The organism is Cetobacterium sp. NK01 (assembly GCF_024506395.1).
Taxonomy (GTDB): domain Bacteria; phylum Fusobacteriota; class Fusobacteriia; order Fusobacteriales; family Fusobacteriaceae; genus Cetobacterium_A; species Cetobacterium_A somerae_A.
Window position 1 is genome coordinate 1,290,216 of sequence record NZ_JANIBO010000001.1, and the last position, 23,104, is coordinate 1,313,319.

A 23,104-nucleotide genomic window follows, 5' to 3' on the forward strand; every position below is an offset into this window, starting at 1 on the left:
TACTATTCCTCCCCTTTCATTTTAGCTAAGCTCTCTTTGTAGTTAGGTCTAGCAATTCCCTTTTCACAGATAATAGCTGTGATTAACTCGTTAGGAGTAACATCAAAACAAGGGTTATAAACCTTTATACCATAAGGAGCAGTTCTTTTTCCAAATCCCTCAGTGATCTCCTCGTCAGGTCTAAGCTCAATAGGTACATCGCTACCTTTTTCCATACTGAAATCCACACTGGCAAAAGTTGAAGCTACATAGAAAGGGATGTTGTGATATTTAGCTAAAACAGCCACATTGTAAGTTCCTATTTTATTAATTGTATCTCCATTTGCAGCGATTCTATCACTAGATACAACAACAGCATCTATAAGTCCTTGCTGCATACAGTAAGCAGCCATATTATCACAGATTAAAGTTACATCTACTCCAGCTTTTTGAAGCTCATGAGCAGTTAATCTAGAACCTTGTAAAAGAGGTCTAGTTTCATCTACAAAAGCTTTGATATTCATTCCTCTCTCTTTAGCAAGGTAAAATGGAGCTAATGCAGAACCTCTTATAACAGTTGCATAACTTCCAGCGTTACAGTGAGTTAAAACAGTCATTCCATCCTTTAAAAGAGAGAGAGCATACTCACCAACTTTAGCGCAATCATCTATATTTTCCTGTCTTATCTCATGACATCTATTTAAAATAGCTGCTTTTATCTCAGGCACAGAAAGATGAGCATTTTTTAAAGCACACTTTCTGATTTTATCAACCATTACAAATAACTTAACAGCAGTGGGTCTAGCTGTATCCATATAGTCACAAACTTCAAGAACTTTATCTACAAATTTTTTAGGGTCTGTTTCCTCTGATTTCCAAACTCCTAAGTAAACACCGTAAGCTCCACCAATACTTAAAGCACCAGCTCCTCTAATTGTTAGAGTTTTTATATAGTGATGCATCTGTTTCTCATCTGTCACTGTTAAAAAAACAGTCTCTGTAGGAAGTTTAGTTTGATCTAAAATAATAGCTCCGTCCTCGCTCCACTCTATAGAATAGATAAAATCTTTTTCAGTTTTCATATGTTTCCTCCCATTGCAATCTCTAGTATATTTGTAATATCTTTGGCATTTAATTTAACATAATTTCCCATAGTCCCTCTATTTCCTAAAGCTTTTTTAGCCATGAAATCAAAGCTTTCATTAGGTATGTTTAGCTCTTTTAATGTAGTTACTAAACCAAAGGACTTAAAGAAGTTTTCTAAAGCTTCAATTCCATTTTCACAGTGGAATACATTTTTTGAGAAGCTCTGGATTTTTTTAGGATTTATATCTTTAACATATTTTAACCAAGCTGGGAAAATAACAGCCATTCCAGCTCCGTGATTTAAGTCGTAAATAGCACTGATCTCATGTTCAATTCTATGTGATGACCAATCAGCAACTCTTCCACAAGCAATCATACCATTGTGAGCAACAGTGGCTGTCCACATGATCTGTGCACAAGTGTTGTAATCCTTTGGATTTTCCAAATACTTAGGTCCAAGATCTACAATAGTTCTCATAGCTCCTTCTAAAAGAGAATCACTTAATTCAACATTTTCAGTGGGAGAGAAGTATCTTTCCATAAGGTGAGATAAAATATCTACAATTCCACAGCACATAAGTTTTGTTGGAATAGAGTAGCAAACTTGAGGATCAAGTATTGCAAACTCAGGAATATTAAATTCAGTGTCGCAAACTGCTTTAGTTAAATCCTCCTCCCTTGTAATGATGCTACTTTCAGACATCTCTGATCCAGCCCCAGGAATTGTTAGAATAACTCCAACTTTTAAAGAGGTAGTAGGCTCATCTTTTCCAGTAAAAAAGTTCCAAACATCCCCAATATATGGAGTTCCAAGAGCGATAGCCTTAGATGAATCAATAACGCTACCTCCACCAACAGCTAGTATAAAATCAATATCGTTATCTATACATATATCGATACCTTTTTCCACAAGAGATAGTCTTGGATTTGGTACCACTCCTGATAGTTCAATAAAATCAATATCATTTTCTTTTAAAGAGTTAACTACAGTGTCGTATATACCTAGTTTTTTAATTAACTCTCCCTCATAATGTAGTAATATTTTTGAAGAATGAGGTTTTATATATTTACCAACATCTTTAAAACTATCTTTCCCAAAAATTATTCTAGTGGAACTTTTAAAATTAAAACTCTCCATCTATGCCTCCCCTTGAAATATGTTATAATATAATATATATAATTCTAAAACTGAAAAAAATCAAGTAAAGGGGGCATTAAGTGTTTTACAACACTTAGACAAAATTATGAAAAGAGGGTCTTGTTTAGATGTTTATGAGTATTTTAAAGAAAAAATATTAAATGGAGATTTAAAAGCAGGAGAAAAACTGCCATCTCTAAGACAGATATCTATAAAAAAGGGGTTAAATACAACAACTGTGTTAAAAGGTTATGAGATGCTTGAAAGTGAAGGGTACATTTTTAAAGTTTTAGGAAAGGGAAGTTTTGTAAGTGAAAATAGAGATTTTTCCATAAATTTAGATAATAGACTAATTTTAGAAAGGGCTTTAATAACTGAAGAGGAAAAGAAAAATCTTATAGATTTTTCAAAGGATGAGATAGATTCAATAAAACTTATAGGTTTAGATTTGAGAAATATAATGCTTAAAGTTTTGGTTTTAAATGATGATATATTTGAAGAGGAAAATTTAAAGGGAAGTAAAGATTTAAGAGACACAATAGCGGATCACTTAGAGGATTCAGACATATTTATATCAAGTGGAGAGATAGTGGTTTTAAATAGTTCTCAGCAGTGTTTAAATACTGTTTTAAAACTATTTTTTAAGAAAAAAGGAGAGAGAACTATAGTAGTTTCAGATCCTACAAAGTACAAGGCTTTAAATTTATTTAAAGAGAGAGCTATTGTTAATGGAATCCATCTTTTAGAGGATGGTTGGGATTTTAAAGATTTTGAAGAGGTTTTAAAAAATAGTAAAATAGACTTTGTATATGAGAGTTTTAACTATCAAAATCCATCTGGAATAGTGTGGTCTAGTGAGAAAAAAGAGAAATTACTTAAATTGGCACAAGAGTATGATTTTTATATAATTGAAGAGGATAACAGTTCAGACTTTTACTACCTAGAGGAGAAACCAAAATCTTTAAAAAGCTATGATAGAGCTGGAAGAGAGCGAGTTTTTTATATAAAAGATCTAGCTAAATGTATCCATAAAGAGATGAAGATATCCTATATGATTGTACCTCCTATATTTAGAGAGAGGTTGGATTTTGAAGTTCTAAATTCAGAGATAACTCCAAGTAATTTCACTCAGAAAACTTTAGAGTATTTAATAAAAAATGGGATATATGAAGAGAGTCTAGCAAAAATAAGAGAGAAGATAAAAGAGCAATATGAATATATGATAGAGAGATTAAAGAAAATAGAGGGAGTAAGACTTATGCATAGTCCAGGAGGAGGAAGGTCAATTTGGATTAAGCTAAATAAGGATATTGATGAAAAGGAGTTCTATTATCTTTGTAAAAAAAATGGAGTTTCTTTTCTTCCTGGAACTATTTTTTACTGGGATAAAAGAGTGGACTCAAAAATTAGGTTGAGTTTTGTTGGGTTAAAAAAAGATGAGATAGAAAAAGGTTTAAACATAATTGAAAATGCCATAAAGGAGATAAATAATAAAGTGTTATAGAACACTTTGTTAAGCACTTTCTTGATTTTAAAAAACTTATGAGTTAATATCGTAGCACTAAGTTTTTAAGGGGAGTGAGTAAAGATGTTGAATGAAAAAGATAATTACAAAAGCTTTATGGGATTAACACCTTTAATTTTATTTGTGATAATGTTTTTAGTGACAGGAATAGTTACAAATAATTTTTCAAGTATGCCTGTTTTAGTTGGTTTCATGTTTGTATTAGCATACGCATTATCACTGAATAGAAAAGATAAAAAAATATCACTTGAAGAAAAAGTTGAGATTTTTGCTAGAGGTGGAGGAGAATCAACAATAATTTTAATGGTTACAATTTTCATTTTAGCAGGAGCCTTTTACTCTGTTGCAAATGCTATGGGGTCAGTGGATGCAACAGTAAACTTTGGTTTAAGTATTTTACCATCAAAGGCAATACTGCCAGGAATTTTTGTTATTAGTTGTATTATCTCTTTTGCTATGGGAACATCTATGGGAACAATTACAGCGATAGTTCCAATTGCAATAGGAATGGCTCAACAAACTGGTTTAGATCTATCTCTTTTAATGGGAACTGTTGTTGGAGGAGCAATGTTTGGAGACAATCTATCTTTTGTTTCTGATACAACAATTGCAGCTGCAAGAACTCAAGGAATAGAGCTTAGAGATAAATTTAAAATGAATGCGTTAATAGTTTTACCTGCAGTAATAGTTACAATTATAATTTTATCATTAGTTCCTGAAGCAAGTGGAACTGTTGCAGTGGGAGATTATTCTTTAATAAAAATACTTCCATATATCTCGATTATAGTGAGTGCTTTAATTGGATTAAATGTAATGGTTGTTTTAGCAATTGGTATAGGAACTGGATCTATTTTAGGGTTAGCTCTTGGAGCTTTCAATTTTGTAGAGTTATTAGGATTTATTCAAAGAGGATTTGGATGGATGCAAGATCTATGTTTAATTGCTATTACAATAGGTGGAATAATAGCTCTTATGAATTACTATGGAGGAGTTAACTATCTACTTGATAAAATAACATCTAAAATAAAGAGTAAAAAAGGAGCAGAAGCTGGAATAGCTACATTAGCTGCATTAATCGACGTTGCAACAGCTAATAATACAATCTCTATTGTAACTGCAGGACCACTATCTAAAAATATATCAAAGCAATATTCAATAGATTTAAGAAGAACTGCTAGTTTATTAGATATTTTCTCTTCAGCTTTCCAAGGATTACTTCCATATGGAGGTCAACTTCTTGTAGCTGCAGGATTAGCTCAAATATCTCCAATGCAGATAGTACCTTATAACTATTATTCATTTTTAATGATTCTATTTGGTGGATTGTCAATTGTATTCAATGTGCCAAGATTAAAAGCATATCAAAAAGAAACAATAATAGAGCAAGAGGTTGAAAAAGAGGTATTCTAAAAAAATAAAAAGACCAATTTAAAATTTTAGATTTTAAGTTGGTCTTTTTTCTTGCTAAATTTTAGAAAAAAAAGTATCATATGAGATATAAAAAGACTAGGAGACTATAATAATGAGAAAGAGTAGTAGTGATAATATCTATGAAACAATAAAAAATGATCTATTAGTTGGAAATATCGATTTTGGAGATAAAGTAGTAGAGATTGACTATGCAAATAAACTAAATGTTAGTAGAACTCCTTTGAGAGAAGCTATAAAAAAGTTAGAAATTGAGGACATAATTGAAAGATTGCCAAATGGTAGATTAAGAATTATGGAGATAACTCAACAAAAAATTGATGAAATATTTGAGATTAGAATATGTCTTGAGGGAATTTTATTTGATTCTATTGCAAAAAATAAAAGTGGAATAGATAGGATATACCAAAATTTGATTTTGACAAAATATCTTATAGATACTGAAAATTGGGAAGAAGCAAGAAGACTATTTTTAGAGTATAACTCTTTAGTTTACTCAGCATCATCTTTAGAGTATGCTGTGAAAATATTGAGACACTATGATTTTATAATATCAGCATTAAAGAGAAAATCTTTAAAAAGTGAAAATAGAGTTTTAAAAGCTTATAACGAACATTTTGAAATTATAAGTTTATTGAGAGATGGAGAGTTAGAAAAAGCTAAAGAAGCCAATAGACTTCATCTGTTAAATGCAAAAGAAGTAGTAAAAAAGACCATCAAATAAGTTTGACGGTCTTTTTTTATTAGAACATATTTATAGATAGTGCAAATACCATCATAATTAAAGATACACCAAATAAACCAGCAAATGAGTATTTAATGTGATCTTTTAACTCAATACCAGCAAGTCCTATTCCTAAGAAAGTAGCAGGAACTAAAGGACTTATGAAAAGAGAAAGGTTTTTTCCAATAGTCATAGCTACAGCCATATTTAAAGGAGCAATTTCAAAGTTTTTACCAACTTCAATAGCAAGAGGCATCAATCCATAAAAATATGAATCTGTTCCTAAAACTAATCCAAGAGGTAGAGATAAAACTCCCATTAATATATGTAACTGAGAAGCAATAAATGATGGAATAACCTTTAGTAGAGGTATAGTCATAGCTTCTAGCATTCCACTATTACCTAAAATTCCAACCATAACTCCAGCTCCAAGCATAACAGATGATACATCAAGGGCTGCAGGAGCATGAGCTTTTAATCTATTTTTTTGATCTTTAGGATTAGGATAGTTAACTACAAGTGCAACAGCACATCCAATCATAAATACAAAATATGGAGGGAAAGTATTAATCAGTAATAAAACTAAAATTCCAAGAGTTAAAAGCATATTAAAAGCTGTTAACTTAGGTCTTTTTAATTCATTCTCTTTCTTTTGAGAGATATGAGTTCCCTCTTCTATTTCAAATTCAGGAGATGTTTTTTCCAAAACACCAGCACCATTAAATTTAATCTCTCTCATAGCACCAAAAACAGCTAGACCAATTGTAGTAGCAACTCCTAAAATTTGAATAGGAATCATGATATGCCACAAATCATTTGGATTCATCCCTAAAACTGTAGCTGCTCTAGCAACAGGACCACCCCAAGGTAAAAGATTCATAACACCCATTCCAGCTCCAACAATCATAAGTAAAAGTTGTGGACGGATATTTAATTTTTTATAAAGTGGTAATAGAGCTGGAACTGTAACTAAAACAGTTGTAACAGTGGCACCATCAAGGTGGGAGAAAATGGCAACAATGGCAGTGACAACGGCAACTGCAATAACATTTGTTCCAGCTTTTTTTACCAACTTATCAACAATAACGTCAAACATCCCGGCATCAGACATTAGACCGAAGAAAGTAACTGAGAAAATAAATAGAACGGCCATTTCACTAGTTTTTCCGACACCTTTTTTTACAAAAGTGACAATCTCTGGAAATGAAAAACCAGCTAAAACAGCAGCAATAAATGGAATTGTGATAAAAACAACCAAAGGTATAGTTTTTGATTTAAAAAGAAAATACATCATAGCAAATAACATAATAAAACCAGCAACGGCTAGTAACATAAATAAAACCTCCCCAAAACTATCAAAATTAAATTGAACAATTGTATACAAAAATTCTTGTTGTGCAAATTATAAATTTTTGTTTTAAAAAAGTCAATATATTTTTTTTAAAAACATTTTTTACTAAAAAGTAACATATTAATTAAAAAATAAAATAAAAAAACAGTTGACAAAATTAAAAAAATATATAAAATATAATTGTATACAATTATTCAAAAGTGAAATTTGCGGGAGGACTTATGATATCTTTATATAATAATGGAGTATTTTTAATTAATGGAAAAGAGATTATATCAGAGGAATCTGGTGTAAAATATAATAAAGAGGTTTCAAAGAAAGGAACAATAGCTTATAAAATTTTAGAAAAGCACAATGTTTCAAATAATATGGAAGATTTAAATTTAAAATTTGATTGCTTAGCTTCTCATGATATAACGTACGTAGGAATAATACAAACTGCTAGAGCAAGCGGTCTTGAAAAATTTCCAATTCCTTATGTCTTAACAAATTGCCACAACACTCTTTGTGCTGTTGGAGGAACAATAAATGAGGATGATCACATGTTTGGTCTTTCAGCGGCTAAGAAATACGGTGGAATATATGTACCACCTCATCAAGGTGTAATTCATCAATATATGAGAGAAACTATGGCTGGGTGTGGAAAGATGATCTTAGGTTCTGATAGTCATACAAGATATGGGGCGTTGGGAACTATGGCTATAGGTGAAGGTGGAGGAGAACTGGTAAAGCAGATTCTAAGCAAAACTTATGATATAAAATACCCAGGAGTAGTGGGAATATATTTAAAAGGAGCACCTAAAAAAGGTATAGGACCTCAAGATATAGCTTTAACAATAATCAAAGCTGTTTTCAAAAATGGATTTGTAAAAAATAAAGTTATGGAGTTTGTGGGAGAGGGAATATCAAACTTAGATGTTGAATTTAGAAATGGTATAGATGTTATGACAACTGAGACAACATGCTTAACTTCAATTTGGAAAACTGATGAAAAAGTTAAGGAGTATCTAAAGGAGCACAATAGATCTGAGGAGTATTCAGAGTTATCTCCAGAGAATGTAGCTTATTATGATGGAATGGTTGTAATTGATTTAGATAAAATTGAATCTATGATAGCACTTCCTTTCCATCCAAGTAATGTTTATTCAATAAAAGAGTTACAAAGTAACTTAGATGAGATACTAACAAAAGTAGAAGAGGAAGCTTTAGAGCAGGGAATAAAAATAGATCTTAAAAGTAAGATAAAAGATGGATCTCTTTTTGCTGAGCAAGGAGTTATAGCAGGATGTGCAGGTGGAACTTATGACAATATAGTGGATGCTGCAGATATTTTAAAAGATAAATCTGTGGGAGTGGACTTTACATTAAGTGTGTATCCATCAAGCCAACCAACATATATAAATCTTAATAAAAATGGTTCAATAGGAACTATAATGGAAAGTGGAGCAGTTGTTAGATCTGCATTTTGTGGACCGTGTTTTGGAGCGGGAGATACACCTGCAAATGGACAATTAAGTCTAAGACATACAACTAGAAACTTCCCAAATAGAGAAGGATCAAAACCAGGAGATGGACAAATATCAATGGTAGCACTAATGGATGCTAGGTCTATTGCAGCAACAGCAATCAATGGAGGAAAGTTAACAGCAGCTACAGATATTGATGTAGAGTTTACTAAGCCAAAGTATGAGTTTAGTGATAAAGTTTATAAAAATAAAGTTTATGATGGATTTGAAGAGTCTAAATCATCAGACTTAATCTATGGACCAAATATAATTGATTGGCCAAAAATGCCAGCACTTACAGAAAATATGCTTTTAAAAGTTTGTGCAGTTATAAATGACCCTGTTACAACAACAGATGAGCTTATACCTTCAGGAGAGACATCATCATATCGTTCGAATCCAATGAGACTTGCTGAATTTACTCTTTCAAGAAGAGTACCTGATTATACGAAAAAGGCAAAAGAGATTCATAGATTTGAGTTACAAAGAGAAAATGGAGAAAATCCTTTTGTGGGAGAGTTAGAAAAAGTTTTAAACAAAATAAAAACTATTGATAGTAATATAAAACCTTTGGAGATTGGAATAGGAAGTACAATATATGCAAATAAACCAGGAGATGGATCAGCTAGAGAGCAAGCTGCATCTTGTCAGAAAGTTTTAGGTGGATGGGCAAATATAGCTAGAGAGTATGCAACAAAACGTTACAGATCAAACCTAATTAACTGGGGAATGATTCCATTTATTATAAAGCAAGATGTAAACTTTGCAAATGATGACTATATCTATATAAAAGATGTAAAATCAGCTATTGAAAATAAAGTGGATACAGTGAAAGGGTATGTAATATCAAGTGGAAGTGACGAAATAAAAGAGCTTGAATTAAAGTTAGAGGCATTAACTGATACAGAGAGAAAAATTCTAGTAGATGGGTGTTTAATTAACTACTATAAAGAGAACTAAAATATAAAAGAAAGCTAGATATTAATTTATCTAGCTTTCTCTATAATAAAGTGTGTGTGTATAAAGTTTATCTATTCCAATCAGCTAGGAACTTAGCTATACCAGCATCTGTAAGAGGGTGTTCTAGCATTTTACAAAGCACAGAGTATGGAATAGTTCCAATGTGTGCTCCAGCTTTAGCAGCTTCTTTAGCATGGTAAGGGTTTCTAATACTAGCAGCTATAATCTCACTTTCAATATTATGAGCTTTAAAAATCTCAGAGATCTCCTTTATAAGATCAATACCGTTTACTCCAGTGTCATCAAGTCTTCCAAGGAATGGACTAACGTAAGTAGCACCAGCTCTAGCAGCTAAAAGAGCTTGGTTAGCAGAGAAAATAAGAGTTAAATTCGTTTTGATTCCTCTATCTACAAGGTGTCTACAAGCTTCTAAACCATCCTTTGTAATAGGAAGTTTTATTACTATATTACTATGAATCTTACTAAGTTCCATAGCTTCTGCTATCATCTCATCAGCTTTTAAAGAGATAACCTCAGCACTTACAGGACCATCTACAATTTCTGTAATCTCAGTGACAACCTCTTTAAAATCTCTACCCTCTCTAGCAATTAAAGATGGATTTGTTGTAACTCCTGAGATATACCCCATCTTAGCAGCGTCTCTAATCTCTTCAACATTGGCAGTATCAATAAAAATCTTCATATTTGTTCCTCCCTAAGCAAGCTCACTTGCTTTTTCTATAATTTTTTCAGCTGTTAAACCATACTCTTTTTGTAAAAAGTCTTGAGTACCAACTTGTCCAAATCTATCCTCTACTCCAATTCTTCTCATGGGGACTGGATAATTTTCAACAAGAACCTCTGCAATAGCACTTCCAAGACCACCTAAAACATTATGATTTTCAGCTGTTATAATTTTTCCTGTTTTTTTAGCATACTCAATAATTAAATCTTTATCTAGTGGTTTAATGGTAAACATATCAATAACAGCTGCACTAATTCCTTGTTTTTCAAGTTCTTCAGCAGCTTTTAAAGCTTCTGCAACCATAATTCCACTACTAATTATCGTTAAGTCTTTACCATCTTTTAAGACTTTTCCTTTTCCAATTTCAAACTTTTCATTTTCATCATATATTTTATAAGCATTTTTTCTAATTGTTGTTATATAGTGGATTCCATAGATATTTTTTATCTCACGAATTAGATATTTTAACATAGTAGAATCTGTGGCTGTCATAACTGTAGCTCCAGGAACCTCTCTCATAAGAGCTATATCTTCAAAGGATGTGTGTGTTCCTCCATTATATTGAGAGGTTATACCAGTATCAGAGCCTAAAATTTTAATATTTGTTTCAGCATAAGCTCCAGATAAAAATATCTGGTCATAACATCTTCTAGTAGCAAAAGGACTAAAAGTATGTATAAAAGGGATTTTTCCCAGAAGAGACAAGCCACTTGCAACTCCTACCATATTGGCTTCCATAATTCCACAGTTTACAAAGTTATCTGGAAACTCATCACCAATAGTTGTTGTAGTTATAGCTTCAGAAAGATCAGCTTCTAAGACATAGACATTTTTATCATTTTTTATAAGTTCCTTCAGTGTTTCACTATAAGCTCTTCTCATCTCTAAACTATCTAATACAAGGTTACTCATTTTCATCCTCCTTATCACCCTGTTCAAAATTTTGAATCTCCCAAAGAAGAACTCCCTTCATCTCATCATTAAATCTAACATGGTGATTTGCTTTTAAATCTTCAAAGTATTTAACTCCTTGCCCTTTAATAGTATCTAAAACAATAGCTTTAGGTTTCCCAAAGTTATCTCCTTTTAAAGCTGTATAAATCTCCCCTACAGAGTCTCCTTTAACTTGCATAGAGTGAAATCCAAAACTTCTAAGTTTTTCTAAGATACTAAAAGTTTCACAGATTTCATTAGTTGTTCCATCTAGTTGCTTTTTGTTGTTATCTACAAAAAGTGTAAAGTTAGTTAATTTAAAGTGAGCAGCAAACTGAATAGCTTCCCAGCACTGTCCCTCATTTAGCTCACCATCTCCAACAATACAGTAAACATGTCTTTCACTGCTATCTCTTAAAAGTCCTAAAGCGATTCCAACAGCAGCAGAAACTCCTTGTCCTAAAGAACCAGTTGTCATATCTATTCCTGGAGTTAAGTTTCTATTTGGATGACTAGGTAAAGTAGTACCATTATCATTTAAAGTCATCAGAGTCTCTAAAGGAAAAAATCCTTTTAAAGCAAGAGTGGAGTAAAGGCTTGGTCCTGCATGCCCTTTTGAAAGTACAAAAAAATCTCTATCTAAATTTTTAGGATCTTGAGGGTTTATTTTCATAGTTGAATATAGCACTGCAAGAGTTTCTACAATGGACATAGCTCCGCCAATGTGTCCAAAACCTCTATTTAAAAGCATTTTTAAAGTTTCTTTTCGAATATCTTTAGCAAATTTTTCCATTTGGATAATATCAGGCATAAAAACCTCCTAAGTTTAGGTATTTACTATATAATTCTATAAATTTTAGAAATAACCTACAAAATATTTTTTATTTTTCATAATTATGTGAAGATGGGCGATGTGATATAATGTAGGAAAACATTAGGAGGGATTGAGTGGAATTTTTAAAAAATTTATTAGATAAAGTCGGTTCAATAATGTATAAACGTGGGGAAGAGTATTATAAAAAGGGAAAGATATTAAAACTTCAAATAGAGAGTGTGGAAGAGGAATACTATGGAGAGGGTGTTCGTAATTTAACTGGAACTATAAAGGGTAGTAGTGGATATTTAAACTACAGAACTGATGTTATATTTAACTATAAAGAGGTTGTTGATTACAACTGTAGTTGTATGTATTTTAGAGAGAATATGTCTCCGTGTAAGCATATAGCTGCAGTGGGAATGGCAGCTTATAACCTAGTGCTAAAAAAAGAGATGAGTTCAAAATCAGAGGCAGATACTCATTTAGAATTTTTTAAAAAACCAACTTTAGAGAAAATGAATCCAATATTTTTAAAAATAACTCCAGAGGTAGAGGTAATAATAGGGCATAAAAGTCTTACTTTTAATATGGAGATAATTTCAAAGGGAAAAAAATATAAATTAACAAATAAATTTGCAAAATTTTTAGAAGCTTATGAGGCTGAGGAGTTTAGTTTTGGAAAAGCCTACAGCTACAACCCAAAAACAGATTATTTTCAAGGATGGGAAAAAAAATTCTTAGATTTTTTTAAAGAGTATGAAGGCATATTCAAAAGAAGTTATCATGGAGAGTTAAATTTAAATGAAGTTTTAGGAAATAAAAGAAGTTTTGATAGATTTATTGATATTTTAGGAGAAGGGAATCAAGCTATTGTAAAGGAAGTTTCATTAAAAGATATTTTAGATGTGGAGATGAAAGAGAGTGAAGATGAAACGGTAGCTGTGGAGTTTAAAAATGTAGATGATTTTATATTGAAAGGAGAAAGAACTCTTTTAAGTGTTATAAATAAAAATGAACCAGTTTTTTATAGAATTTCATCTTTAGATATGGAGATGTATAAAAATATTTTAAGAAGAACAAGTCGAAGTAAAGCTATGATAGTAAGTGAAAAAAACCTTCCAGTAGTTATAAATTCAGCTCAAAATATGGGAAGATTAGAGATATCTAAAAAATTAGAGGAAAAGATATATACCCCTAAAGTTATAGAGGATAAAATATATATAGACTCATATAACACATATGGTTTAAAGATTTATTCTAAGAGATTTTATGATGGAAAATCAGAAAGTGAGTTAGAGGATGTTATACTTTTAAATAACTCTTTAGAGGAGGAGTCCCTATATAGTAAAGTTTTAAAAGTGTATCACAATAATTTTGAAAATGGGTTTTACCATATTACAAATTTAGAAAGTATCTATAGGTTTGTTGTAGAAGCTATACCTGAACTTGAGAAAAAATATGAAATCTACTACTCAGAGGAGTTTAAAAATAAAAGCTACTCAACGGCAAGTTGTAGAGTAGAAACAAAGGTTACAGATATACTAGAGATAAAGTTTAATATAGATAATATAGATAAAAGTGAATTAAATGGAATTTTAAATGCCATTAGAGAGAGAAAAAAATATTACCTTTTAAAAAATGGTGGCATTATAGATGTGGGAGACAGTGAGGAGCTAAATGATTTAAGTGATCTTTTGAATATAGCAGAAGCCACTAAAAAAGAGATAGAGGCTGGAGTTATATCAAGAGCCAAGAATTATAGCTATTTTCTAAGCTCAACACTACAAAGAATTAAAAATGTAGTTTTTGATGAAAATTTTAAAGAGATGGAAAAAAATCTAAAAACTATATGTTTAAAAGGTGAAGAAAAAAGAATAAAAAAAGAGTTTCCAATGTTAAGAGATTATCAACTGTATGGAGTTCAGTGGTTAAAAACCCTTGAAAAATTAGGGCTTGGAGGTATTTTAGCAGATGATATGGGACTTGGAAAAACTCTTCAAACTATAGTGTATTTGGCTTTAGAGGAGAGAGAACTACCAAGCATAGTTATAGCACCAAAATCTTTAGTTTATAACTGGAAAAGTGAATTTGAAAAATTTGCACCAAATATAAAAGTAAAGATGTGCGTAGGAGTTAAATGGGAAAGAGAGGAGGTTATTAAGAATATAGGTAGCAAAGAGATAATAATAACAACCTATGGACTTTTAAAAAATGATTTAGGGCTTTATGAAAAGATGCTGTTTAAAGATGGGTTTGCAAATATAATTATAGATGAAGCTCAAAATATAAAAAATATTTTAGCAAAGACATCTAATGCTATAAAAGAGATAAAGGGAGAAACTAAAATAGCTCTTACAGGAACTCCTATTGAAAATAATATATTAGAGCTTTGGAGTATTTTTGATTTTGCATTTCCAGGGTACCTTGGAGCACACACAACTTTTAAAAAGAGATACTTAGATAATTTAAAAAGTTTAAAAAGTGTTGTGGGACCTTTTATTTTAAGACGAACTAAAAAAGAGGTATTAAAAGAATTACCAGAGAAAATAGAGCAGGATGTTGTTGTTGAGTTAGATGAGAAACAGAAAAAATTATATCTCACATATTTAGAGAAGTATAAAAAAGAGGTAGAAGCTGATGGTAGCGATGCTATAAAGATCCTTTCGTGCTTAACAAGACTACGTCAAATATGTAACCATCCAAAACTTTTTATAGAGGACTACAAAGGAAACAGTGGAAAATTAGAGGCTCTTTTAGAAATTCTTCAAGAAGCTAAAAGTGGTGGGCATAGGGTGCTTCTTTTTTCTCAATTTACAGAGATGCTAAGCATAATAAAAGAGTATTTGAAAAATGAGTTTAGTATGCTTTATTTAGATGGAAAAACTAAAATAGAAGAGAGATTAGAACTGGCAGAAAGGTTTAACAGTGGAGAGGGAGATATATTCATAATCTCTTTAAAGGCTGGAGGAAGCGGACTAAATTTAACTGGAGCTGATACAGTTGTACACTTTGATCCTTGGTGGAATCCATCTGTGGAAAATCAGGCCACAGATAGAGCTCATAGAATGGGACAAAAAAATACAGTGAATGTTTTTAGGATTATAACTAAGGGAACTATTGAAGAAAAGATAAGTCTCATTAAAAATGAGAAATCTAAAGTGATAAGCGAGGTTTTAGAAGGGGAGAAGCAGGAACTTTTAAAAATGAATCGAGAGGAACTTCTAAAATTATTTTAAGAAAAAAAAGAAAGATCAATAAAAAAAGGTATAATAGTTCAGAATAAGTATACTAAAATTTTAGAAATAAAACATATACAAAAAAAGTTGAACCGAGATTCAAAAAGTGCTATACTATATTTGAAAATAATGAATAAAAACAGAGGCGAGGAAAATGAAGAATTTAAAAAACTATTTTAAGTATTTGCCAGTGGCTCTAACAGGTTTAGCTTTAGGTGTATCTGGAGTTAGTGGAGCAGTGGCGGTTATACTTGATCCAAGAGCTTTATACTTAGGAAACTTTATATCTTTAATGTTGTTATTACCGATTATAATAAAGAATGTTCTTCACTTTGATGTGTTTAAAGAGGAACTAAAGCATCCAACACTTGGAAGTTTTATACCTACTTTAGATATGGCATTGATGAACTTTTCAGTTGTACTATATGAATTTTCACCAGTATTAGGAAAAGGATTATGGTTACTATGTATATTTTTACATCTGATCTTTGGAGTATCGTTTATATATCATAGATTTCGTTCTTGGAATATAGAGCATATGGTTCCAAGTTGGTTTGTTCCTCCAATAGGTGTTGTTGTTGCTTCAGTGGACTCAGCAGCTATGGGAATGCCAGAGTTAGCTAAGGCAATCTTTTTCATAGGGTTTGCATTTTACATAGTTATGCTTCCTATGATGCTTTATAGAATTATATTTGTTGAAAAGATAGATGATGCTAGACTACCAACGTTTGCTATAATGGCAGCGCCACCTAATCTTTGTTTAGCAGGTTATTTAGTTGCTTTTGAAACTCCAAACCCAGCAATGGTAGGATTTTTATTTCCTTTAGGAATATTTATGACAGCACTACTTTATATATCTATGGTAAAAATTATAAGACTTAAATTTACACCAGTATATGCATCATTTACATTCCCACTTGCAATAGGATCTACAGCAATTTTAAAATATTCTAAGTATATTGCAAGTATTGACCAAAGTAGAGGAATTTTCTGGTATAACTTTGGTGTAGCAGCAACAACTTTAGCAGTATTTTTTATAACAATTATATTTGTAAGAATAGTAAGAATAGTAATAAATCAAGTAAAAGAAATAAGAGGAAGCTTATAAAGCTTCCTCTTTTTTTTATAGTTATGTGTTATAATATATAAAAAAGTTTAGGAGGGAAATAATGTACGGTCTATCAGAAACTGATTTTTTTCAAATAATTGATATTTTAAAAAAATATAAAGAAAAAATAAAATGGGTAAAAATTTTTGGTTCTAGAGCCAGAGAAGATTATAAAAAAACTTCAGACATAGATTTAGCAATAAATTTTAGAGTGGAAAATATTCTTAATTTTGTAAAAGAAGATTTCTATGAATCAAATTTAAAATATACGGTAGATATTATAGAATATAATGATAAAATTGGAGAAAATATAAAAAAAAATATAGATAAAGATGGAATCTTAATATATAAAACTAATGATTTGGGGGAAATTCTAATGAATGAAAATAAATTGAAATATAAGCTTGAAGATTTTAGAAAAGCTCTTAATAAATTAAATATTGCTTTAGAAAAAGATGCTCATTTAGATGAGTTGTATTTAGATGGAACTATTCAAAGATTTGAATTTGTATACGAATTAAGTTGGAAACTTATGAAAAGTTATTTAGAGTATCAAGGAGTAGAAGTTGTTAGTCCAAGAGAAACTTTTAGAGAGGGATTTAAAGAGGGCTTAATTGAGGATGCTTCAGAGTGGATAAATCTTATGTTAAATAGAAATAGAACTTCTCATACATATAATGAGGAAACAGCTTGGGATATATATGATAAAATTAAATTAGAATATATAAATTTATTTAATAAATTTGAAACTATTATGATAGAGAAAATAAAGTAAAGAGGAAGCTTATAAAGCTTCCTCTTTTTTATAGTTATATAGTTCTTTCTAAAGTTTCAATAATATTTATTTTTCCTTCAATTAAATACTCTGTTGTAGGTAAAAAATGAATATCTCTATCATGACATTTCTCCCACTGAACATCGCCTTTCCAATACTCTTTTAAGCTGTCTGATATAGATTTAAAATCAGATTTTCTAATTTCAGAGATTATATCAGCATTGTGCTTTGATAGAGTGTACTTTTGAGATGTATCTACAGAGACCTTACAAATAGTGCCTTTCCAACCGTACATCTTAGTAGCTGCTAAAAGATCTGTAAGCTTTTCAAAAGCAAATTGAGCTCCACATCTAGATGGAAGATTGGGGAAAAATTTAGAACGAAATTTTTCTAATTCTTGCTCAGCTTCAATATGTACTAAGTCATCTCTTAAAAAAGCTGGAAATTGATTTAAATTAAAATTTAGTATATAGTTAATTTTATCCTCTTTACTTTGAAGATTGTAGTGAAAGTCGTCAATTAAATTAATTAAATAAAGTTGATTTTTTATAACTTCGCCAGTATTAGCAACAGTTATTAAAGCCATAATTGTACCTCCGTTGTTTCTTATAAAAAAAGACTCTAATAATAAGAGTCTTTTTTTCATTTGGTTTTTTTGGAAAAAGTTTTAAAAATTTCTTACCGTAGTTGAATTATAGTTCAAATTTTGCTAAAAGTCAAGAAAAAATTGAACCACGATTCAAATTTTTTATTTTATTTTTGTAAAAGGAATAAAATTAAAATATCAGTAAGAACTTTAAAAGGGTACAAAAGGGGGATTTTACATTGAGTTCATTAAAAACTATAGCTATATTCTGGGCTATATCTATACTTAGTTTTTCTCAAAATGGGATTATAAAATTAGAAGATTCAGTTATTGTTTCAACTAGTGGTTTTGAAACGCCTCTTCTTTCAGAGAATAAAAATGTTATAATTTTATTTAAAGAGCAGATTGATAATGGGAATTATAAAAATTTAGAAGAGGTTTTAAGAGGAGTTCCAAATGTTATTATACAAGATACATACTTTGGTCCAAGAGTTGATATAAGAGGAAATGGAGAGAAGTCAATAACGAAAGTTAAGGTGTTGTGTGACGGAGTGAGTTTAAATCCCATTGATGAGTCAATGGGAACTTTACCTATAAATACGATACCTTTAAACTCTATTGAAAAAATAGAAGTAATACCTGGAGGAGGAAGTGTTTTAAATGGTTCAGGAAGTTCAGGTGGAGTTATAAATATAATAACTAAATCCTCTTTAAAAAAGGATTTTTTAGTTTTAGAAAGTGGTTTAAAATCTTATAATTTTAGAGATGAAGCAATATCTTTAGGACAAAATTTAACAGAAAATTTATATACAAATTTCAATTATAACTATCTAAAAGGAGATGGTTATAGAGATGGAGATTCTCAAGAATCTAATAGCTTCAATGGTGGAATAGATTATAAAATAGATGAGAGAAACAGAGTTAAGTTTCAAATGGGTTACTTTCAGGAAAATAAAGATTATTCAACACCTGTATTTAAAGATGAGTTAGAAAAAAATAGGAAAACTATGGGGTTTCCAATAGATAGTAAATCTAAAAGAGAGAGTTATAGCTTAGATTATGAATATAAATTTACTGAGAACTTAACTGTTTTAAGTAGTTTTTACTATCAAAATTTTAAAAGAGAGTTTGAAGAGAATTCACTTATGGATTATGAGCTTCCTAAAGTTGGGAATATGCCCTTTGAAGTTTTAGGGGAGGATTTACTAGCATCTATGACAGGAGACTTTCAAGAGAGGAGTAAAGGAGCTAAAATTAGAGGTAAATATATATATGAAAATGGTGAGTTTATTTTAGGGTATGATTACGATTATACAAAACTTTTGAGAGATAGTGAAATAAAAGCTAATGGAGATTTTTTTCTAAAACCAAGACCAGACTTTAAAATAAAAGGAGATGTAGATATTGATCTAAAAAATAATATCTATAAAAAGACCAATGGTATCTATGGAATAAATCGATATAATTTAACAGAAAAATTTGAACTAATTTTAGGAACTAGATATGAACATTCGAGATTTGGTGGAAAAAGAAGTAGTGAAACTGAGATTTTATCTATGAATAGAATCTATGAATATAAAGAGATTGATAATGAAGAAAAAAGTGATAACTATGCCTTTGAAGTTGGAGGAACTTATAAAGATACAAGTACAAGAACATTTTATGCAAGATATGAAAGAGGTTTTACATCTCCTCTTCCAGGACAGATAACGGATAAAATAAATATGAAGTATATTCCAAATGATTTAAAGTCTGAAACTTCAGATAATATAGAGTTTGGAGTGAGAGACTTTATAGAACAAACCTATATAAATCTATCTCTATTTACAACGTTTACTCATGATGAGATAGTTTTAATTCAAAAAAATTCATATAATCCAGCACTAAAAGAGTGGCAGTATAAAAATTTAAATAAAGTGAGAAAGTTTGGAGGAGAACTATATTTAGAGCAATATTTTGAAAGATTAACAACATACCAATCTCTTTCATATGTAAACATAAAAATAATGAAGGGATTATACGAAGGAGAGGAGCTTCCAATGGTTCCTAAAGGAAAGATTATATTGGGAGTAAGTTATGATTTAAATAATAAAGTGGCACTAAACATAGATTTCAATTTAGTTGGAAGTTATATGTTTAAAGAGTATGGAAAAAAAGATGAGGTTATTGATACAAAAATAAGTAGTTATAATTACACTAATCTTATGCTGACATATAAAGTCACAGATATTTTAAGCATAGCCTTTGGAGTTAATAATGTTTTTGATCAGAAATATAACTATGAAGAGAGTAGTATCACAGCAGTTCCAGCTCCAGGAAGAAACTACTATATCTCTGGAAAACTTCAAATGTAAAAAGCTAAGTAGGTTTTTCTACTTAGCTTTATTTAGAGTTACAATTTAAAAAATCTTTTAACTTTATCTAAGAAACTTGTTTTAATTTTTCTGTTCTTATCTTTTAGTTTTTCATCAAACTCTTTAAGTAAAGTCTTTTGCTCATCATCTAAATCAACAGGAACTTCAATTACAATTTCAGCATAATGATTTCCTTTTTTCTTAGTTTTAGGATTAAAGATACCATACTCTCTAAGTGCAAAACGTTTTCCACTTTGAGTTCCAGCAGGTATTTTTATTTTTTTATTTCCACTTAAAGTAGGGACTTCCACTTCTCCACCAAGGGATGCAGTATAGTAACTAACAGGGACTTTACAGATAATGTCATAACCATCTCTTACAAAAAGATCATCTGCTTTAATTTTTATATGTATGTAAAGATCTCCATGTGGACCTCCACTTGTACTAGCATTACCAAACTTTGCAAGTTTTAATTTCTGTCCATCTGCTATACCAGCAGGTATTTTAAATTTCTTCTCAACCTCTTCAGGAGCTCCATTTTTTCCAGTACGAGCATATCTTATAGTTTTTTCTCCGCCTTTAGCAGATTCTTCTAAGGATATCTCAATCTCCATGGAAAGATCACTTCCTGGTTGAGGACCTCTTTTTCTAGAACCTCTACCTCCAAAGAATGATCCAAAAATGTCTCCTAAATCCTCTTCGTTACCACCGCCAAACTCATTGAAGTTAAAGTTGAAATTGCCAAAGTTAAAGTCTTGGTAATTCTGTCCACCACCATATTGTCCGTAACCTTGAGAACTACTTGGACCACCACCTTGTTCAAAAGCAGCGTGACCAAAAGTATCGTACTGAGTTCTTTTTTCAGGATCAGATAAAATCTGGTAAGCCTCATTAACCTCTTTAAATTTCTTTTCGGCGTTAGCCTTTTCAGTTTCGCTAGAAGCACTAAATTTGTCAGGGTGATATTTTCTAGCTTGTTTTCTATAAGCTTTTTTTATCTCAGCTTCACTGGCATTTTTATTAACTTCTAAAATCTTATAAAAATCCTCTTTTAGAGCCATAGCTAGCCTCCTTTTATAGTAAAACTATAATTAAATAATTTATATAACTATCTTTTTTACTTTACTAACTTAAGGAAGAAATTCCTTTAGATTTATAAAAGAAAAAAATATATAAAAAATAAAAAGAAAAATCTCTTTTTTGTAGAACAAAGGTTACAGAGAGTAAAAAAAATTATAATATATCTAAGGAAAGGTGATTTGCTATGTCTATAAAAATAACAACAGAAAAATTTGAATCATTTATTTTAGAGTGTGTTAATGAAATGAAAACTGGAGAGAAAGTTGAATTCAGTCAAGTAGAAAGAGAAGAGTTTACAAAAAAAGGAAAACCATTCTCAAAAGCTCATAAAATAACTTTAACAAAAGTTGATGATGATAGATTTACTATCATAGATAGAGGAAATGAAGATATAGAGTACTCAAATATTGACTTTAATGAAGTTATAAAAGAGTTAATGAAATTAAAAGAAAAAGAGTTTGGAGACTGTGAGCATTTCTTTGCTTATAGAGACTAATTAGAGCTTGAGTTATGAAGACTAGATGAAAAGATCTAGTCTTTTTTATTTCGTATCTGAAATTATTAACTAATTTGTAGGAGAATAAAAAAACATCTTGTATATTGAGAGCGTAAAACTAAAAAATAGGAGGATGAAGATGGATTCTAAAAGAGCAGTTGAAAGTTTATTGGACTATGCAGACATAAAAATTAATGGAGAGAGAGATTGGGATATACTAGTAAATGACGACTACTTCTATAGTCAAGTTTTAAAAGATGGTTCTCTTGGATTAGGAGAAGCATATATGGATAATCTTTGGGATTGTAAACAGCTAGATCAATTTATTTTTAATGTTTTAAGAGCTGATCTAAAAAGTAAATATGATAAAGAGGTTATGTTAGCAGCAGCAAAAGAAAAGCTAAAAGGAGTATTTTCATCACATACAATAAGTAACTGTAAAAAAGATATACATCACCACTATGATATAGGAAATGATCTTTTCAAAAATATGCTAGATGAGAGAATGGTTTATAGTTGTGGATACTGGAAAGGTGTAGGAAGTTTAGAGGAAGCTCAAGAGCAAAAGCTGGATTTAATTTGTAGAAAAATTGGGTTAAAGCCAGGAATGACACTTTTAGATGTAGGTTGTGGATGGGGTCCTTTTATGAAATATGCAGCTGAAAAATATGGAGCTGTATGCACAGGGGTGACTCTATCTAAAGAGCAGATAAAACTTGGAGAAGAACTTTGTGAAGGGTTGCCTGTAAAGTTTTTATATGAGGACTATAGACAGATAAAGGGAGAACAATTTGACAGAATAGTTTCTGTTGGAATGTTTGAGCATGTGGGACCAGAAAACTATAAAGTTTTTATGAAAAAGATGAATGAGTTATTAAAAGATGATGGAGTATTTTTACTTCATACAATAGGAGGATCTGACTCTGGAAAAGGAACTGATCCTTGGATAGTGAAATATATATTTCCAAATGGAGCTATACCAAGAATAAAAGGTATTGGAGAAGCAATGGAAGATAATTTCTATATGGAAGATTGGCATGATTTTGGTCCTGATTATGATAAGACGCTTATGGAATGGTATAAGAGATTTATAAAAAATTGGGACAACATAAAAGAAAACTATGATGAGAGATTTAAAAGGATGTGGGAATACTATATCTTAGCTTGTGCAGGAGCTTTTAGAGCTAGAGATCTATCACTTTGGCAAATTGTTATGACAAAGAAAAGAGTTGATAAGATAGATTGTCGTATCTCTTAAAAAACATAAAAAAAAAGAGG

General features: G+C 30.6%; 18 protein-coding genes. 10 read left to right on the plus strand and 8 right to left on the minus strand.

The features are described 5' to 3' along the window. Positions 1-2 precede the first annotated feature (2 nt). Both mtnA and NON08_RS06380 read right to left on the minus strand, forming a co-directional pair. Positions 3-1,061 carry an S-methyl-5-thioribose-1-phosphate isomerase gene (gene mtnA / locus NON08_RS06375; protein WP_256690607.1) on the minus strand — a complete coding sequence of 353 codons (1,059 nt, stop codon included), beginning with the start codon at positions 1,059-1,061 and terminating at the stop codon, positions 3-5. Next, positions 1,058-2,203 (minus strand): iron-containing alcohol dehydrogenase, encoded by a 1,146-nt coding sequence (locus NON08_RS06380; RefSeq protein WP_256690608.1) that lies wholly within the window; start codon positions 2,201-2,203, stop codon positions 1,058-1,060. Before NON08_RS06380 ends, mtnA begins: the two co-directional genes overlap by 4 nt. Positions 2,204-2,309: 106 nt before the next feature. Here NON08_RS06380 and NON08_RS06385 point away from each other — a divergent pair, with 106 nt between their 5' ends. The 3 genes from NON08_RS06385 (at position 2,310) to NON08_RS06395 (ending at position 5,880) form a co-directional block, all read left to right on the plus strand. Beyond that, positions 2,310-3,707: a PLP-dependent aminotransferase family protein gene (locus tag NON08_RS06385; protein WP_256690609.1), complete on the plus strand. Its 1,398-nt coding sequence runs from the start codon at positions 2,310-2,312 to the stop codon at positions 3,705-3,707. Positions 3,708-3,791: 84 nt separating this feature from the next. Then, a complete protein-coding gene (locus NON08_RS06390; RefSeq protein ID WP_256690610.1) occupies positions 3,792-5,138 on the plus strand; it encodes a Na+/H+ antiporter NhaC family protein in 1,347 nt (448 codons plus the stop codon). Positions 5,139-5,250: 112 nt separating this feature from the next. Beyond that, positions 5,251-5,880, plus strand: a complete 630-nt coding sequence (locus NON08_RS06395) for a GntR family transcriptional regulator (protein ID WP_256690611.1) — start codon at positions 5,251-5,253, stop codon at positions 5,878-5,880. 19 nt (positions 5,881-5,899) lie between these two features. Here NON08_RS06395 and NON08_RS06400 read toward each other — a convergent pair whose 3' ends face one another. Beyond that, entirely contained in the window at positions 5,900-7,213 is a 1,314-nt protein-coding gene (locus NON08_RS06400) for a CitMHS family transporter (protein ID WP_256690612.1), read from the minus strand. A 239-nt stretch (positions 7,214-7,452) separates the two neighbouring features. Here NON08_RS06400 and NON08_RS06405 point away from each other — a divergent pair, with 239 nt between their 5' ends. Further along, a complete protein-coding gene (locus NON08_RS06405) occupies positions 7,453-9,696 on the plus strand; it encodes a hydratase (RefSeq protein WP_256690613.1) in 2,244 nt (747 codons plus the stop codon). A 67-nt stretch (positions 9,697-9,763) separates the two neighbouring features. On the opposite strand, the gene fsa is transcribed toward NON08_RS06405, so the two are convergent. The 3 genes from fsa to NON08_RS06420 are packed head-to-tail and all read right to left on the minus strand — an operon-like array spanning position 9,764 to position 12,185. Further along, positions 9,764-10,399 carry a fructose-6-phosphate aldolase gene (fsa, locus tag NON08_RS06410; protein ID WP_256690615.1) on the minus strand — a complete coding sequence of 212 codons (636 nt, stop codon included), beginning with the start codon at positions 10,397-10,399 and terminating at the stop codon, positions 9,764-9,766. A gap of 12 nt (positions 10,400-10,411) precedes the next feature. Then, positions 10,412-11,353 (minus strand): transketolase family protein, encoded by a 942-nt coding sequence (locus NON08_RS06415; protein WP_256690616.1) that lies wholly within the window; start codon positions 11,351-11,353, stop codon positions 10,412-10,414. Further along, positions 11,346-12,185: a transketolase gene (locus tag NON08_RS06420; protein ID WP_256690617.1), complete on the minus strand. Its 840-nt coding sequence runs from the start codon at positions 12,183-12,185 to the stop codon at positions 11,346-11,348. Before NON08_RS06420 ends, NON08_RS06415 begins: the two co-directional genes overlap by 8 nt. A 137-nt stretch (positions 12,186-12,322) precedes the next feature. Between NON08_RS06420 and NON08_RS06425 the strand changes: the two genes are divergently transcribed. The 3 genes from NON08_RS06425 to NON08_RS06435 all read left to right on the plus strand — a co-directional run bounded on the left by NON08_RS06425 (position 12,323) and on the right by NON08_RS06435 (position 17,310). Continuing rightward, positions 12,323-15,427: an SNF2-related protein gene (locus tag NON08_RS06425; protein WP_256690618.1), complete on the plus strand. Its 3,105-nt coding sequence runs from the start codon at positions 12,323-12,325 to the stop codon at positions 15,425-15,427. Positions 15,428-15,581: 154 nt separating this feature from the next. Continuing rightward, a complete protein-coding gene (locus tag NON08_RS06430) occupies positions 15,582-16,535 on the plus strand; it encodes a TDT family transporter (protein ID WP_256690619.1) in 954 nt (317 codons plus the stop codon). A gap of 61 nt (positions 16,536-16,596) precedes the next feature. Further along, a complete protein-coding gene (locus tag NON08_RS06435) occupies positions 16,597-17,310 on the plus strand; it encodes an HI0074 family nucleotidyltransferase substrate-binding subunit (protein WP_256690620.1) in 714 nt (237 codons plus the stop codon). A gap of 34 nt (positions 17,311-17,344) precedes the next feature. Here the strand turns inward: NON08_RS06435 and NON08_RS06440 are convergent, their stop codons facing one another. Beyond that, complete coding sequence (locus NON08_RS06440; RefSeq protein ID WP_256690621.1) at positions 17,345-17,896, minus strand: hypothetical protein; 552 nt, start codon at positions 17,894-17,896, stop codon at positions 17,345-17,347. Between the two features lie 239 nt (positions 17,897-18,135). Here NON08_RS06440 and NON08_RS06445 point away from each other — a divergent pair, with 239 nt between their 5' ends. Then, positions 18,136-20,250 carry a TonB-dependent receptor gene (locus NON08_RS06445; RefSeq protein WP_256690622.1) on the plus strand — a complete coding sequence of 705 codons (2,115 nt, stop codon included), beginning with the start codon at positions 18,136-18,138 and terminating at the stop codon, positions 20,248-20,250. 38 nt (positions 20,251-20,288) lie between these two features. On the opposite strand, the gene NON08_RS06450 is transcribed toward NON08_RS06445, so the two are convergent. Then, positions 20,289-21,311, minus strand: a complete 1,023-nt coding sequence (locus NON08_RS06450) for a DnaJ C-terminal domain-containing protein (RefSeq protein ID WP_256690623.1) — start codon at positions 21,309-21,311, stop codon at positions 20,289-20,291. A gap of 203 nt (positions 21,312-21,514) precedes the next feature. Between NON08_RS06450 and NON08_RS06455 the strand changes: the two genes are divergently transcribed. Continuing rightward, the gene (locus NON08_RS06455; RefSeq protein WP_256690624.1) at positions 21,515-21,826 is read left to right on the plus strand and encodes a hypothetical protein; all 312 of its coding nucleotides are present in this window, start codon (positions 21,515-21,517) and stop codon (positions 21,824-21,826) included. A 133-nt stretch (positions 21,827-21,959) separates the two neighbouring features. Next, positions 21,960-23,084 carry a cyclopropane fatty acyl phospholipid synthase gene (gene cfa / locus NON08_RS06460; RefSeq protein ID WP_256690625.1) on the plus strand — a complete coding sequence of 375 codons (1,125 nt, stop codon included), beginning with the start codon at positions 21,960-21,962 and terminating at the stop codon, positions 23,082-23,084. The last annotated feature ends 20 nt before the right edge of the window (positions 23,085-23,104 follow it).